15 protein-coding genes are annotated in these 16,095 nt (G+C 41.3%); 5 read left to right on the top strand and 10 right to left on the bottom strand.

Annotated features, from left to right (window positions below; translation table 11 throughout):
* Positions 1 to 19: 19 nt before the first annotated feature.
* The 5 genes from BQ4305_RS16120 to BQ4305_RS16100 all read right to left on the bottom strand — a co-directional run bounded on the left by BQ4305_RS16120 (position 20) and on the right by BQ4305_RS16100 (position 4,510).
* The gene (locus BQ4305_RS16120) at positions 20 to 994 is read right to left on the bottom strand and encodes a sulfonate ABC transporter substrate-binding protein (RefSeq protein WP_110928720.1); all 975 of its coding nucleotides are present in this window, start codon (positions 992 to 994) and stop codon (positions 20 to 22) included.
* Positions 995 to 1,122: 128 nt separating this feature from the next.
* The gene (locus tag BQ4305_RS16115) at positions 1,123 to 2,016 is read right to left on the bottom strand and encodes a sulfite exporter TauE/SafE family protein (RefSeq protein WP_110928719.1); all 894 of its coding nucleotides are present in this window, start codon (positions 2,014 to 2,016) and stop codon (positions 1,123 to 1,125) included.
* 260 nt (positions 2,017 to 2,276) lie between these two features.
* A complete protein-coding gene (locus BQ4305_RS16110; protein ID WP_110928718.1) occupies positions 2,277 to 2,813 on the bottom strand; it encodes an NADPH-dependent FMN reductase in 537 nt (178 codons plus the stop codon).
* A gap of 13 nt (positions 2,814 to 2,826) precedes the next feature.
* The gene (locus tag BQ4305_RS16105; RefSeq protein WP_110928717.1) at positions 2,827 to 3,813 is read right to left on the bottom strand and encodes an NAD(P)/FAD-dependent oxidoreductase; all 987 of its coding nucleotides are present in this window, start codon (positions 3,811 to 3,813) and stop codon (positions 2,827 to 2,829) included.
* 73 nt (positions 3,814 to 3,886) lie between these two features.
* Positions 3,887 to 4,510, bottom strand: a complete 624-nt coding sequence (locus BQ4305_RS16100; RefSeq protein WP_110928716.1) for a superoxide dismutase — start codon at positions 4,508 to 4,510, stop codon at positions 3,887 to 3,889.
* Between the two features lie 249 nt (positions 4,511 to 4,759).
* Between BQ4305_RS16100 and BQ4305_RS16095 the strand changes: the two genes are divergently transcribed.
* On the top strand, positions 4,760 to 5,392 hold the full coding sequence (locus BQ4305_RS16095) for a helix-turn-helix transcriptional regulator (RefSeq protein ID WP_110928715.1): 633 nt from the start codon (positions 4,760 to 4,762) through the stop codon (positions 5,390 to 5,392).
* Between the two features lie 152 nt (positions 5,393 to 5,544).
* Here BQ4305_RS16095 and BQ4305_RS16090 read toward each other — a convergent pair whose 3' ends face one another.
* Entirely contained in the window at positions 5,545 to 6,399 is an 855-nt protein-coding gene (locus tag BQ4305_RS16090) for a pirin family protein (RefSeq protein ID WP_110928714.1), read from the bottom strand.
* Between the two features lie 53 nt (positions 6,400 to 6,452).
* The gene (locus BQ4305_RS16085; RefSeq protein ID WP_110928713.1) at positions 6,453 to 6,698 is read right to left on the bottom strand and encodes a YuzB family protein; all 246 of its coding nucleotides are present in this window, start codon (positions 6,696 to 6,698) and stop codon (positions 6,453 to 6,455) included.
* A gap of 298 nt (positions 6,699 to 6,996) precedes the next feature.
* Here BQ4305_RS16085 and BQ4305_RS16080 point away from each other — a divergent pair, with 298 nt between their 5' ends.
* The 3 genes from BQ4305_RS16080 to BQ4305_RS16070 all read left to right on the top strand — a co-directional run bounded on the left by BQ4305_RS16080 (position 6,997) and on the right by BQ4305_RS16070 (position 10,306).
* Positions 6,997 to 8,727: a methyl-accepting chemotaxis protein gene (locus BQ4305_RS16080; RefSeq protein ID WP_110928712.1), complete on the top strand. Its 1,731-nt coding sequence runs from the start codon at positions 6,997 to 6,999 to the stop codon at positions 8,725 to 8,727.
* Between the two features lie 175 nt (positions 8,728 to 8,902).
* Entirely contained in the window at positions 8,903 to 9,247 is a 345-nt protein-coding gene (locus BQ4305_RS16075) for a hypothetical protein (protein ID WP_110928711.1), read from the top strand.
* A gap of 69 nt (positions 9,248 to 9,316) precedes the next feature.
* Positions 9,317 to 10,306, top strand: a complete 990-nt coding sequence (locus BQ4305_RS16070; RefSeq protein ID WP_110928710.1) for a 3-oxoacyl-[acyl-carrier-protein] synthase III C-terminal domain-containing protein — start codon at positions 9,317 to 9,319, stop codon at positions 10,304 to 10,306.
* Between the two features lie 244 nt (positions 10,307 to 10,550).
* Here BQ4305_RS16070 and cysI read toward each other — a convergent pair whose 3' ends face one another.
* From cysI to BQ4305_RS16055, 3 genes are all read right to left on the bottom strand, one after another.
* Positions 10,551 to 12,269: an assimilatory sulfite reductase (NADPH) hemoprotein subunit gene (gene cysI, locus BQ4305_RS16065; protein WP_110928709.1), complete on the bottom strand. Its 1,719-nt coding sequence runs from the start codon at positions 12,267 to 12,269 to the stop codon at positions 10,551 to 10,553.
* A 25-nt stretch (positions 12,270 to 12,294) separates the two neighbouring features.
* Positions 12,295 to 14,112, bottom strand: coding sequence for an assimilatory sulfite reductase (NADPH) flavoprotein subunit (locus BQ4305_RS16060; RefSeq protein ID WP_110928708.1), 1,818 nt, complete (start codon positions 14,110 to 14,112; stop codon positions 12,295 to 12,297).
* A gap of 250 nt (positions 14,113 to 14,362) precedes the next feature.
* Complete coding sequence (locus tag BQ4305_RS16055; RefSeq protein ID WP_110928707.1) at positions 14,363 to 14,560, bottom strand: YezD family protein; 198 nt, start codon at positions 14,558 to 14,560, stop codon at positions 14,363 to 14,365.
* A gap of 292 nt (positions 14,561 to 14,852) precedes the next feature.
* Between BQ4305_RS16055 and BQ4305_RS16050 the strand changes: the two genes are divergently transcribed.
* Positions 14,853 to 15,932 (top strand): inorganic phosphate transporter, encoded by a 1,080-nt coding sequence (locus BQ4305_RS16050; protein ID WP_110928706.1) that lies wholly within the window; start codon positions 14,853 to 14,855, stop codon positions 15,930 to 15,932.
* Positions 15,933 to 16,095 lie beyond the last annotated feature (163 nt).

Genomic DNA, 16,095 nt, shown 5'->3' with positions numbered 1-16,095 from the left:
CCATCTCCTTTTCATTTATTTAATGAATGGCTGCTTCTTTCACGTTTATTTCTTCCGGTATTAATTGAAGATTATGAAATTGATCGGCAATTTTCTGCTGATCACTCAGTACTTCCGGTGTCACTTTCTCTAATCCAAACGTTCTTCGATTTAACGTTCGTTCCAATGTTTCTACATTCATTCCAATTTGCGGAGATAAAAATTCTGCCGCTTTTTTTGGATTTTCCGATACCCATTCTTCTGTTTTTTTTACTTCGTCAAAAATAATATCTAATGCTTCCGAATGGTTTTCTGCGAATGTTTTCGTAGATAAGAAGAATTCCCTATTGGCCGCTAAGTCTGTTGCCTCCGCAATAATCCTTCCCTTTAATGCCAGCTCTGCATCGGCTAAGAATGGATCCCAAATGACCCAAGCATCCACATTTCCTTTTTCAAAGGCTGCCCGGGCGTCGCTTGGCGGAAGAAAAGCCGTCTCGATATCTTCATAGTTAATTCCTTCCTTTTCCAGAGCTTTAACAAGCAAATAATGGACGTTTGACCCTTTATTTAAAGCAATTTTCTTTCCTTTTAAATCTTTTATGCTTTTAATTGGTGAATCCTCGGGTACAATGATGGCTTCTCCTTTTGGGTTCGGCGGCTCATTTGCAAAATAGACGAGCGGTGCTCCTGCAGCTTGCGCAAAGATGGGGGGCGCTTCTCCCGTATGTCCAAAATCAACGCTTCCCACATTCAATGCCTCCAATAACTGGGGACCCGCAGGGAATTCCGTCCAATTTACGGAATACCCTTTTTTCTTCAGCGCTTTATCCAGGCTTTTTTCTGCTTGTAAAATATTTAACGTGCCAAATTTTTGATAACCTATATGAATGGTTTTATCATTTTCATCTCCCCCAGATGCCCTAATCTCTTCTTTTGAAGAAGAAGCACTGCAGCCCATTAACCCTATTATGACTAAGACGCTTAGTGCCATCGTCCATAAAAAACGCAATTTCATCCCAGTACCCCCTGTTCAGACTAAAATACTTACCTTGTGCCTTCGGCCGTCCGATCAGCAATACATATATAGAAAGAGGCCCCCGTTTCAAAGCAATAGATTACTTATCTGCGAGAGCCTCTAGTTGTCTAGTCAGAGTTAACTTTTTCCTGATTCAGATTTTTATCATTTCCAATTTTTCTTGCGGTATAAATAATCGAGATAATCCAAAGAAGAGCCATTCCAATATAGATATAGGGATAGACAGCTGTATTTTCCATCCATGTACTCAGAAGAGTCTTTGCATTAACCAGAACAATAAAGCCTCCCACCAACACACCCATTAATTGCGCATGAATCTTTTGCACGAGCCAGGCGGCAATAGGAGCGGCAATAATACCGCCGATCATCAAGGATCCTACCCAAAGCCAGTTTACCTCTTCCCATCCAAGCGAGATAAGGAAACCGAGTGTCGCAGAAACAGCAATGGCAAATTCACTAGTATCAACAGTTCCCACCACTTTACGAGGAGCCATTCCTTTTTTTGATAACAAGACTGGAGTCGTGATAGGTCCCCAGCCTCCGCCGCCTGTTGCATCAGCAAAACCGGCAATTAAGCCTAATGGAATAGATTGTTTACGGCTTAGCTCTGCGCCTTTCTTCTCCTCTTGCGGACGGAATCTAAATAAGAATCGAATGACTACATAAACACCTAATAGAAGCAGAAATAAAGATATGTAGGGCTTCGCCAAATCACCAGGCAAATTGCTTAAAAAGGCTGCTCCTAAAAAGGCTCCGATTGAACCGGGTATGATCAATCTATAAACCGTTTGCTTATCCACATTCCCAAATTTGATATGGGAGGCACCGGAAGTTGCAGTCGTGACAACTTCTGCCAAGTGGACAGAAGCAGAAGCAACAGCCGGAGCAATACCGAATGTTAATAATAGTGTAGTAGACGTGACGCCATAAGCCATTCCTAACGCCCCGTCAATTAACTGTGCAAACAAGCCAATAAAGGCAAAAATAAATAATTTCTTCAACAGGCTGCACCTCTCTCCTCTTTAAATCGTAATAAAAAAAGGCATAATCCTCTTGAGTCATAGGATTATGCCTTCGGCGGTCCGATCGGCTGTATGATTTCTTTTTCTAATATACATGATTTTAATCCACATTATCCCTACCTGTCAACTTGAAAATAAAATTTTTCATTCATTCTCTGCTAAAATATACACCCCCGCTTAGTCAGCAGTATAAAAAATAGCTGCTCTGTGGATGAGGGCAGCTATCAGAACTTATATCATTACTCATGAAGATTGCGCTGCAGAAGAACCATTTCTTCAGCCAGCTTTTTGATCCGATTATTTATACCAGAATTAATAATTTCATTTTCTTCATCAAAATCATTGTTATGCACAAAAACATTCCCTGTGGGAACCAGCCCCTTTAAATACGTAAGGATTGGCCGCAGATGATATTCCGTTACGAGAAGATGCTTATCTGTACCGCCTGTTGTAATCATAGCGGTTACCTTTGATTTGAAGGCATCAATCGGCAGATGATCGAAAAGATTTTTTAATGCTCCTGTAATGGAGGCTTGATAGACCGGTGTCCCAATGATTAAAAAATCAGCAGCTAAAATCGTATTAACTACCTTTATCGTATCATCGTTATAATAACTTAGCGGGGCTCCATTCACAAATTCGACTTCATAGTCCTTCAAATCTACCAATTCAATTTGCAGATCCGAATCAAAGGTCTTTGCTTCCATCAATACTTCATGAACAGCCTTGGATGTTTTGGAACCGATTAAGGAACCTGAAATGCCAACCAGTTTCATTTCTTTTTTCCTCCTATTTAAAGATGCTGGTACTGTGAAGAGGCTGAACCCTGGAAGATGGATCCACATATTTTTTCGCATTGTTAATCGCAATAGGTGCTTCTCCTAAACCGACAGCAATTAGTTTAACTTTTCCTTCATAAGCAGCGATATCACCTGCTGCATAAATCCCCTCGATATTCGTTTCCATTTTTGAATTCACAAGGATGCTGTTCTTTTCCATCTCGAGCCCCCAGCTCTTAATCGGGCCCAGTGAGGAGATGCTCCCGTAATTTACAATTACATGGTCAGTTTCTACCGTTTCTTCATTTCCCTCCTTATCAGCCAAAATAACCGAATGAATTTGTTCTTCATCCCCTTTTAGCTCTTTAACTGTATAGGGAATTTTCACTTCAACATCTGACTGGTATAACGTATCAACACTGCTTTCATGTGCTTTAAATTCCGCTCTTCTGTGGACCAGCGTCACTTTTTCCGCTATATCATTAAGCATTAAGGACCAGTCCAAAGCTGAATCGCCGCCGCCGCATACCAGAACTTTCGAATCTCTGAACAAACTTAAATCCTTTACCGCGTAATGGAGATTTTTGCCTTCATAATCCGCTGCATGTTCTACATTCAGCTTTCTTGGTTCAAATGCTCCGATTCCGCCCGTAATAAGGATCGATTTAGACAGGTGATTGCCTTTGCTGGTTGTTAAGGTAAAGATCTCTTCTTGCTTTTCAACATTCAAAACCGTCTCATTCAAGCAAATTTCAGGTGAAGCATAATTCGCCTGCTCAATTAAATTTTGAATAAAATCTTTTCCCAGGATCTTTGGAAAACCGCCAATGTCATATATATATTTATCCGGATAAAGTTCTCCAACCTGGCCGCCAAGCTGGCCAAGACTGTCGATGATTTTTACAGACATATTGCGCAGCCCCGCATAGAAAGCTGCGAATAATCCGGCTGGTCCGCCGCCAATAATGGTTATGTCAAATATTTTTTCGTTTGTCATATCCCTGCCCCTTTACTATTATTTTGATCATGGAATAAGGAACCTATCCGGCACCTTATTCCTCCTATTTTTATTATTTCAAAGCTTCCTCATATTTTTCAGCCACAACTGCCCAATTAATGATGGTAAAGAAGTTTGTAATATATTCCGGTCTCCTGTTTTGATAATTCAAGTAATAGGCATGTTCCCAAACATCCAAGCCCAAGATTCCACGGTCGCCGTCCATGATTGGATTATCCTGGTTTGGAGTGCTTGTTACCTTCAATTGGCCGTTTGCATCAACTGCTAACCAAGCCCATCCAGACCCAAATCGTTTGGCCGCAGCCGCTGAGAATTCTTGTTTCCATTGATTGAAGCTTCCAAATGCCTGATTGATTGCTTCCAGCAATTTGCCGGATGGCGCATGGCTTTCTCCTGAAGAAGGAGCGATTACTTCCCAAAACAATGTATGATTTAAATGTCCGCCCCCGTTATTTCTAATAGCAGTTCGAATGGATTCAGGCACAGCTTCCAGATTCACTAATAGCTCTGAAAGTGTTTTTTCTTGGAGTTCTTTTTGTCCTTCTAAGGCTGCATTTAAATTGTTCACATAGGTCTGATGATGTTTTCCATAATGAATCTCCATTGTTTTCTGATCAATAACTGGTTCCAATGCATTAAATCCATATGATAATTCAGGTAAAGAATAAGTAGTCATTTTTAGTTCCTCCTAATAGTATGTACTTTTTATACTTAATAGTTTAATAAGTATAAAATCATATTAGCGCAGTTTCTTTTCTAAATCAAATTTATTGCTTAAAGCCTAAACTATTTTTGAAGACCATCCTGACACACACTCCAGAATCCTTCAGCCCTTTCCCTTCCAACTTTTTATACTTTATTGTATAATTAAAGGAATTCCACTATGAATTTTTTCTCCACATCTTTGAATGGAGGTTATATAAAGATGAATACGACACACAAAAATACGAAGGAAAAGCTTCTTCATCTATTGAAAAGAGAAGGCTCCCTCACAGTAAATGAATTAACAGAACGTTTGAATATTACCCATATGGCCGTAAGAAAACATCTTGCTGCGCTGGAAAAGGATCATTTACTTATTGCAAAAGAAGTGAAACAGCCGCTTGGAAGACCGCTTCAAACCTATTCCTTATCAGAAAAAGCGGAGGAGTTTTTCCCTAAAAACTACGAAGGAATCGGCATTGAATTCCTTCAGGACATTAAAGAACTGTATGGTGAAGAATCCATTCAGGAATTGTTCAAAAAAAGAGAATCCCGTCTGATTCAGGAATATTCGGACAGGCTTCAGAAGAGAGGAACACCTGACGAGAAGCTTGATGAAATGGTGACCATTCAAAATGAGAAAGGATATATGGCTGACCTTTCCAAAATTGATGACAGCACATATGAATTAACGGAATATAATTGTCCGATTCTTTCTGTGGCTAAAGAATTTAAAGTCGCGTGCCGCTGTGAAACAGATTTATTTAAAAATATTCTGGGAACCGATAACGTGACCAGAACCTGCTGCCAAACTCAAGGAGACAGCCATTGTAAGTTTTTGCTTAAGTTAGGCTAAAACCATTTATTCAGACAATCCTGAAGAAATTCGGATTGTCTTTTTTATTTGATAAGGCGTGCAAGCGTTCCCGGTATCAGCATAAGCAAAAAAAATATCAAATTTCCCTTGAAGGAAAATTTGATATTTTGATTTGTCCCAGACTTTTCTCCTTAAACAGCCGGCGGTCCAAATTTACCATCTCGGAAATCTTGAAAGGCCTGTTTAATTTCATCCACCGTATTCATAACAAAAGGTCCATAAGGAACGACTTCTTCTTTAATAGGAGTGCCCGAATAAACGAGTACTTTTGAACGACGGCTTTTAGCTTTGATAACCAGTTCACTCATATTATCCTTATTGTCCCCATCTTTGTAGGTAAGTGTAGCAACTCCATGTTTTTTTAGATTTACCTGATTTTCCCCAAAGTCCATCTCTCCTGAAAGAACATATAGAAAGGCGTTATGCGTTTCCGGCAGAAACAGGCTGTAGGAAGCGCCTTCTGTTAAATTGATTTCTGAAATCGTAATGGGCACAATCGATTGTAAGGGACCCTGAACACCCGCAATGTCCCCCGAGAATACTTTTATAGACCCGCCTTCAAAATTCACAGTCGGTGCCTCTTCACTGTAAATATTTTGATAAGTGGTTTCTGTATGCTTAAGGTGTTTTGGCAAGTTCAGCCACAGCTGTAGTGTATGGGCGATATCATCGCCTACCCCTTCTTCCGCATGCCTTGCAGCCCAGCCCGCATTCATATATTGCACATCTCCAGGCTCGAGGATATCACGGCCGCCTGCATTATCAATATGTTCAAGTCTTCCATCCACCACATAAGTTACCGTTTGGAATCCCCGATGCGGATGGTCTGAAAAAGTCCCTCTCTTAAACCAATCTTCTGCCATCAAAATAAATGGATCAAACTCTGCATAGCGGTCCACAGGCAGCACCCAGCCCTTTTGTATCGCAGGGAACCCTGCTTCTTCGTATTGAACAGACCAATGATCTTTTACGCTTCTTTTAAACATATTCATTCCCCTTCCCTTATCATTTTTTTATATTGTCATTCCCATCCAGCCTCTTATTGAAAAACAGACAGCTCGGATTCTATATGCTCTTTAATTAACTCCAGGCATTCAGCAGGCGTTTTGGCAAATATCCTTTTTCCATTCACAATCGCATAAGGTCTCTTAGCGCACATCCCGCAAAATGAAAGACAGCTATTCTCAATGACTGAAACCTCAGGGTATTGTTCTTCTAAAATTTCTTCTACTTTTAAAACAGTTATTAAACTGCCATCGCAAATTTCCACGATTACAATCCCCATCAAACATTGCCTCCAAACAAGTTTCTTTATGCCTTCAGGTTTATTATTATTCACGTTTCCTTAGTTGTTATAGCAACTATCGAGCAATAATGTATATTTTATACAAAAAAGTATAAAAAGTAAGATATCCTTATTAGACCATACTCTTTTTGAATAATCAATGGATTTGCTCTTATTTAATCCCTTGAATCAGGCATTTAATATTTTCAAAATCTGCCGATACATAAAAAAGCAGACATCTTCTTACAAAGGAGACTCTTACCTAAACTTTTATAAAAGAGGAGCATCAAAAAGAACTATGGAAGAAAATACAAAAAGCACATTCAAGCTAAGCCAGTTTGAATGGAAGCTCAATTTAGGAGCTAAAATAAACTTTATTGTTTTAGGGATTGTCCTGCTCTTTTCCATCATTGTCGGAAGTGTAGTAGTTCAGCAAGTAACATCTGGTATTAAATCAGTATCTGTTGAAAAGGCAAAAGGAGACTTGGCTTCCGCCTATCGATATATCGATGCCAAATACCCAGGTGAGTGGAAAATTGAGAACGGCCAGCTTTTTAAAGGCACGGAAATCATGAATGATCATTCTGACCTCGTCGATACCATCGGAAAAGATACCGGAGACTCCGTCACCGTCTTTCAAGAAGACACACGTATTGCTACAAATGTCAAAATTGACGGTGAAAGAGCTGTCGGAACAACGATGTCTGATCAAGTCAATAAAGTTGTCTTATCAGACGGCCAGCATTATTCAGGCGAAGCTGAAGTAGCAGGAAATATGTTCCAAACAGCTTATATGCCGCTGACAGACAGTAATGGCCAAACAATTGGCGCTCTTTATGTCGGAGCCTCCCAAGAAATCATTGATACAACATTAGATTCTTTTTTCAATATTTTCTTTATTGTACTGTCTATTATCATTATCCTGGCCGTGCTCTTTACCTTCTTGTTTACACGCAGACTGAAGAAAAGATTATTGGATGTATCAGCTGCTCTGGAAGCTGCCGGTAACGGAGACTTCACCACAGAGATTACCGTTAAAGGAAAAGATGAAATAAGTGCATTAGCACGGAGCTACAATCTAATGAAGGATAAACTACGTGAGCTGATTCAGGAAGTCCTCAGGACTTCCGAGTTGGTGGCTGCTTCTTCCGAACAGCTGACAGCAGGTGCAGAGCAAACAAGCAAAGCAACGGAGCAAATTACAGAATCCATCCAGGAAGTAGCATCAGGAGCCGAAACGCAGACAGATGTTGTTGAAGAGACCGGGGAAGCGATGGAAGAAGTATCAGAGGGAATTCAGACAATGACAGATAATTCAGCCCAGATTGCAGCGGCAAGCGCTCAGGCAACGGATAAAGCCCATGATGGAGAAGGGTTTGTTAAAAAAACCGTACATCAAATAAACGCCATCCATGAATCCGTTAATGAAAGCGGTGAAGCGATTAAATTACTCGGTAAAAGATCGGCCCAAATTGAAGAAATCACAAAGGTAATCACTGATATCGCCAACCAAACCAATCTTCTTGCCTTAAATGCCGCGATTGAGGCAGCACGGGCAGGCGAACAGGGCAAAGGATTTGCAGTCGTAGCAGATGAAGTTCGCAAACTGGCGGAACAATCACAGAATTCCGCAACCCAAATTTCTGAGTTGATCAAAGCCATCCAAGTCGATATGGATCGTTCCGATGTATCGATTAATCAAGTGAAAAAAGACGTAGATGAAGGATTAGGGATTGTCCATCAAACCGAAGCAAGTTTCAATGAAATCCTCCAGGCAATGAAAAATGCCGGGGAACTCATTGAACAAATGGCCTTCACATCTGAAATTGTATCAGCAGGCGTACATGAAGTTGCACTGACCGTTAAAGATATTACCCACATATCCAAAGAAACCTCCATGCATTCTCAAAGTGTAGCTGCAGCAACAGAAGAACAGCTAGCTTCCATGCAGGAGATCACTTCTTCCGCAAATGCTTTAACAAATATAGCGGTAGACTTAAACGAACTGATGAATCGCTTCAAAATCTAATAAGAAAAGGCAAAGAGCTAAAAATCTCTTTGCCTTTTTATATATAGGACTGTCGTACCTTTCTGTTTTATTTTTATTAAAAAGATTATTCTATAATCCGATATATATGTAGGTCAGAAGATTCACCCTTATCTTTTTTAAAATGAAATTCAAATTAAAGGAGCTCTTATTTATTATGTCCAAAAAGTACAGCATTAATATTAATTCAAATAGAAAAGTAATTGAAATGTACGTGGCCGGATCATTCACTCCTGCTGATGCTCAGGCATTCATGAGTGATTACAGCCGAACGGTCAGCTCAATTGATGCACCAAGCTATACCCTTGAGGTTGATTGCACAGAAATGAATGTCGTCACCCCTAAAATGATTCCTGAGTTAGAAGGTTCTTATCAGCTCTATAAACAATCTGGCTTTCATAAAGTGATCTTCAAAATTAAAAAAAGTACCATTTTAAAAATGCAGCTGTCCCGTTTGGCACGAAACACTGGTCTTACACAAGCTGAAGTAATCAAGATTTAATTGCCGCTTATCAGGCCCCTCTAAATCAACTCTTAATTAATAACCATGACACAAAGGAGTTTATATATCATGACAAACATCTTCATTAATAATGTTGCAATTTATCATCCTAAAAAATTGGTTAGCAATGATTTTTATCATGAACATTTTCAGAAAAACAGCGGAAAAGACATTTCTCATTTTATGGAAGTTATGGGAAGAAAGGACCGTTACCTAATTGACAATGAAAAAGAAAACGGCCTGACCATGGGGATTGAAGCCTCAAAGAAAGTTCTGGCGAAATCGGGCCTTGCTGGTACAGACATCGACATGATTGTTTTTAGCACTCAAATCCCTGAAACAACATTTCCAACAAACTCTATGAATATTCACCATGCAATAGAAGCAGGCCATGAAACCATTACGATGGACTCAAATGCAAATTGTGCAGGGATGACATTAGCTGTGGAACAAGCCAGCCGCTATATGATGTCAAATCCGCGTGTGAATCGTGCTTTAATCGTTGGATCAGATTATAATTCCTTAATCAGCGATCCACAAGATGCAATGACCTATGCAAACTATGGCGATGCGGCAGCAGCGGTCATTTTGGAAAAAACGGATACAGACACCGGATTCATTGATTCTGCATACTATTGCGATTCCGTGCAAAGAGACATGATTCGCTATCCAGCGCAGGGACTGGCAAATGCAGTCAGGGGAAATGGAGATGATAAATATATTCAATGGCTTCCATTCGATGGTGCTATCGCTTTGCCTCCTGCATATAAAATGATTGATGCCTTATTAACGCGCAACAATCTGACTTCGAGAGATATAAAAGCATATTGCCTATCTCAATACGCGCTAGTCAATATAAAACGAATACAGGAACATTTTCAGTTAGATGATAATCAGATTGTTTATGTTGGCGACCGATTCGGTTACACAGGCACCAGCAGTCCATTTATCGCCTTGCATGAAGGAATAGAATCTGGACAGATCAGCCGGGGAGACTATGTAGTATTCTGGACTGTCGGCGCAGGATTTGAACTTACTGCTATGCTATTTAAATATTAAAATCAAAAACAGGCTGGGGAAGAATCAGCAAGACAAATGGGAGCAAAGGGACAACTCCCGAAAAGCAGTATGAGAGAGAGCCTTCAAGCTTGAGCCGTGCCCTCGGAAATCACCCCTGAAACGGAATTCCATTGAGAATAAGCAAAAAAACAGAAAATTTCTCTATGAGAAATTTTCTGTTTTTTATTTTGCAGTCTTCTACTTTTGGATCGAACACCTAAACCAAGAATATCTGAAACTTGGATTACTCATGAAAATTGGTGCCGTCTGTTGTCGCTTTGATGATGCCTGCGCGGATAACAAAGTCACCAAAATGCTCGCCTTCCAGGCGTTCCTTCGCATAGCGCGGAAGAATACCCTGCAGTTCATGAAGAATTTCTTCTTCACCAATGTTTTCCCGATACATTTTGCTGAGCCGGGAACCGTCAAAGGCTGCTCCAAGATACATATTATACTTGCCGGGAGCCTTTCCGATAAAGCCGATTTCCCCTAAAGCATGTCGGGCACATCCGTTTGGACATCCTGTCATGCGAATGGTAATCTCTTCATTCTTCAGGCCGTTCTCTTCTACAATCTTATCAATCTTATCAATAAGAGACGGCAAATAGCGTTCTGCTTCTGCCATAGCCAATCCGCATGTTGGAAGAGATACACATGCCATTGAACTTCTGCGCAGTGCACTGTAATGCTTCCCATCCGTTAAACCGTACAGCTCAATCAGTTCACTGATGATTTTCTTCTTCTGGGTCGATACATTGGCAATTATCAGGTTTTGATTAGCCGTCAGGCGGAAGTCCCCAGTGTGGACCTTCGCAATTTCACGCAGACCGGTCATCAGCTGATAGCCATCAAAATCTGTAACACGTCCGCCTTCTACAAAAAGCGTGAAGTTCCATTTCCCTTTTACACCTTTTACCCAGCCATAACGGTCGCCATTATGGTCGAATTGGAACGGTTTTGCTTCTTCAAGGCTCCAGCCCAATCTGTTCTCCAGTTCAGCTTTGACATTTTCCAGGCCAAGGCGGTCAACCGTATATTTAAAACGTGCATTTTTACGGACAGATCGGTTTCCATAATCACGCTGAATGGTGATAATTTTTTCTGCCACATCATATATTTGTTCCGGTCTGCAGAAACCAATCACCTTTCCAAGCTGTGGATATGTGTTTTTATCCCCATGTGTCATTCCCATACCGCCGCCAATGGAGACATTAAAACCAATCAATTTGTTATCTTCCACAACTGCAATATAGCCAAGATCTTGAGAAAACACATCAATATCATTGGATGGAGGCACGGCAATTCCAATTTTAAACTTACGCGGAAGGTATAGCGGTCCGTACATCGGCTCCACTTCCTCTGTATCCGGCGTGCCGGCTACCCTTTCTTCATCGAGCCAAATCTCATGATACGCTCTGGTCCGCGGCAATAAATCATTGCTTAATTTCTTTGCCCATTCATACACTTCCATATGAATATCAGACTGGTACGGATTCGGATTGCACATGACGTTCCGGTTTACATCACCGCAGGCAGCAATTGTATCCATTAACGCCGCATTGATTCCTTGAATCGTTTTCTTCATGTTCCATTTTAAAATTCCGTGAAGCTGAAAGGTCATCCGTGTTGTCAGCTTCATCGTACCGTTCCCATATTTATTTGCCAGCTCATCCATCGTCATCCATTGCTCAGGAGTTGCAACTCCGCCCGGAAGACGGACACGGAGCATAAATTGATAAGCAGGCTCCAATTTCTGTTTTTGACGCTCATTACGAAGGTCGCGGTCATCTTGTAAATAGCTGCCGTGATGCTTCATCAAGCGGTTATCATCGTCAGAAATTCCAGAACTTAAAGGTTCCAGCATGGATTCCTTCAGCGTACCGCGCAGATAGTCACTTTCTTCTTTAATGCGCTCTACATCACTCGGCGGTCCTTCAGGCGCTTTTAAAATTTGGTTCACCATCTTGAAAATCTCCTTTCCATTCCTGTCAGTATACATCACGCTGATATCGTTTTTGCTGCTGCATTTCCGCCAAATAGCGTTCCGCTTCTTCACGGCTCATGCTGCCTTCTTTTTCAATAATAGCAATGAGTGTATGGTGGACATCATGTGCCATATTCTTTTCATCGCCGCATATGTAAAGGGCCGCCCCTTCTTGAAGCCATTCAAACAACTCTTTGCTATGCTCTAGCATACGATGCTGGACATACACTTTTTCTTCCGTATCCCGTGAGAAGGCCACATCCATCTTAGTGAGCACTCCGTCTTTGATCCACTTCTGCCATTCAGTCTGATACAGGAAGTCTGTCACGAAGTGTTGGTCACCAAAGAACATCCAGGACTTCCCTGTTGCTCCTGTTTCCTCCCGCTCCTGCATAAAAGAACGGAATGGTGCGACACCTGTGCCCGGTCCAACCATAATAATCGGTGTCTCCGGATTTTCGGGCAGCTTAAAGTTTTGATTATGCTGAATATAAACAGGCAATGTATCTCCAGGCTGCAGACGGTCTGCACATAGGATGGAGCATACGCCATTCCTTTTGCGTCCATATGTCTCATAACGAACAGCACCAATTGTCAAATGTACCTCGTCCGGATTCGCCTCAAGGCTGCTTGCAATCGAATAAAGTCTTGCAGGCATTTTTCGTAAAATCGCAACAAATTCCTGGGCAGAAACTCCCCATGGCCCAAAATCACGTACTAAGTCAAGCAAATCCCGCCCTTCAAGATAAGCTTTTGCCTTAGCTTCATTCCCAGGAGCTAAAAGCTCAGTGAGCTCAGCATTTCCTGATAACCGGGATGCCTGTTCAAGAAGCGGTTTTGTCAAAGTCGTTATTTCGTAATGAGAAGTAAGCGCCTCTTTTAACGACCGGACGTCTCCCTGTTTATTAATCGTAATCAATTCTTCTGGATTCCAATTCATTTCTGCTATCAGCATCTCAACAAGAGAAGGATCATTCTCCGGATAAATCCCTAAGCTATCACCAGGCTGATAAGTCAGCCCCGATCCTTCCAGGGACAGTTCAATATGACGTGTTTCTTTATTGGAGCCGCGTCCATTTAAGTTTATATTTTCAAGCACTTCTGCTCTAAAAGGGTTGGTTCTTGAATAAGCACTCTCCCCTGTCTGCGGTGCAGCAGAAGGAGCCTCTACCGTGTTTCCTCCGCCCTGTACGTCACTTAAACCGCTGATTACACCCTGGAGCCACTCTGCAGCCGGTTCATCGTAGTCAAGATCACAGTCAACACGCGGCTGAATGCGTGTCCCGCCCAGCTCTTCCAAGCGCTGATCAAACTCCTTTCCTGTCTGACAGAAAAATTCATAAGAGCTGTCCCCAAGAGACAGGACAGAGAAATGAAGATTTTCTAGCTTTGGCGCACGTCTGCCGTGAAGGAATTCATGGAAGGATAATGCGTTATCAGGCGGCTCTCCCTCCCCATGCGTACTGACCAAAATCAGAAGGTTTTCGATCTTCTTGAGATTATTTGGTTTGAAATCGCTCATGGATGAGACGGTTACTTTATAGCCTTTTCCTTCAAGTTCCTTGCCAGCATTTTCTGCCAGCCCCTGAGCATTGCCTGTTTGGGATCCAAACAGAATCGTGACTTCTTTGGAAACTGGCTTGCCGGCCGCCGGAGTGCTTGCTTCCGGAGATCCCTGGGTTCCGTCAGCAGAAACCGATGGAGATGCAGCAAGATAGCCGCTCAGCCAAATTTTTTGCGACTCGGTCAAGCTCGGCAGAAGACGATTAAGGAGCTCTGCCTGCTCCTGATTAAAAGGACTGTTCAATACCTGAAGTTGCAACAAAATCCACCTCACATAGGAATAATTCATCTACCGTTTTATTAATCTGACTGTTTACTAAAATCTCTGCCATACTTTTCAGTAAATTCACGTATAACTTAATGATAGAATCACTATTCCTATAAGTCAAATAAGAATTATAAATGCTTATCATTATAAAAACCTATCTTGAATAGAAAAAAATAAAAGCAGTAAAAAACAGCTTTTTCCTAAGCAAATGCGTTTATGAAAAGGTTTGGTTCAAATTTCACTACTTGCTCCCATTTCCATAGGACTTCTTTTCTTTTTCATGATTCTTTTTTAATGCAAAGCGGTATTTCTCACCTTTTTCTATTTGTGTTACCTGGGAGTCATGTACGGTAATTTGTACCGTTCCATATTCAATCGTTTCTAACAAGTGAATGATTCGATCCAATACTTCTTGCTGGATCTTATTTTTTGAAGACAAGCCGTTTCTCCCCTTCCCATTCCATTAAAGTGCAGAATTCATTCGGATTAATCCCTAGTATTTATATAAGTTTAATTGTTTTTTATCATAATATGTTTCTCTGGTGAAATCAATCACTGATTCTATAATCTTTCAGAAATGAGGATTCAGCCAGGCAATACATAATATTCTAAAATTTCCTCTTGTAGATGCACTTATTTAAGCATATAATCATAATATTACTAAATTCACATAAGCTTACTCGGTTTTATATACCTTATTATTATGAATAATCAGAAGGGTTTGGTTTTTAATGCTGACTTATATTGCAATAGCTGTTGCCCTCTTTTTCGCCATGAATATTGGTGCAAGCGGAACAGCAGCATCCATGGGAGCTCCTTACGGGGCAGATGCTATTAAGAGTAAACCTCTGGCTTTGCTTTTAGTTGCTGTGTCCGCCTTTTTAGGAGCTGTTCTCGGCGGAGGAGAAGTAGTTAAGACCATTGGCAATGGCATTATCCCTGCTGATATTTTATCGGTTCAGATTGTAATCATCATTCTTGTCGGGGCGACCTTCACTTTGTTTTTGGCCAATCTGCTCGGCATCCCGCTTTCAACAAGTGAAGTCACGGTCGGATCGATTGTCGGAGTGGGCATAGCCTATCAGGCCGTCTATACCGATAAAATTTTTTTCATCATGATCTTTTGGGTAATCGTTCCACTCGTCTCTTTCCTTATTACCTTTCTATTAGGTAAAATCATTATTCGCTGTGAAAAGCGGTGGCCTCTTCTCGTCGGAAAAGGTCCTTGGATGAAATGGCTGGCGCTTTTGCTCGTGATCGGCGGCTGCCTGGAGGCATTTTCAGCAGGAATGAATAATGTCGCCAATGCAATCGGCCCGCTTGTCGGCGCAGAAATGATTTCGGCCAATAAAGGAATTCTGATCGGAGCCCTTTTCACATCCATCGGAGCTTTGCTGCTGGGAAGCAGAGTGTTAGAAACAAATGGGAAGAAAATCACCAAAATGTCTCTATTACAAGGAAGTTCAGTCTCCTTCACCGGAGGTACTTTGGTGATCATTGCCTCTGTATTTGGATTGCCCATCCCTTTAACACAAGTGACAACATGCGGAATCCTTGGCATCGGGACAGCGAAGGACGGCATTGCGACTCTGCAAAAAGATGTCATTAAACGAATCGCAATGGTATGGCTGGTGTCTCCTGTAGCCTCACTCGTTGTCGCCTACTTTTTAATCAATATTTTCGTAAAGTTTAATGGCTACAATGTTTTAATTATTGCCAGCACGCTTATTTTTGCACTTGGTTCCATTAAGCTTTCTCAAATTGTACGTAAAGAGAAAAGGTCGATTTATGATAATGGCGGCGGCATATAAAGTTCAATACCTGCTTTGGCGGCTTTCCCATATAAGGGATGCCGTCTTTTTATATCTTTAAAGATGAAGTCACGTATCCATTCACGTTCCTCTCACCCTTATAACTTGTAATAAGCAAAAAAGGCACAATCCTTTTAATGGGATTGTGCCTTCAGATTGTCGA

The organism is Bacillus massiliglaciei (assembly GCF_900098925.1).
Classification (GTDB): domain Bacteria; phylum Bacillota; class Bacilli; order Bacillales; family DSM-1321; genus Peribacillus; species Peribacillus massiliglaciei.
Note: the sequence above shows the minus strand (reverse complement) of the source record. Positions and strands in the feature narration are given on the sequence as shown.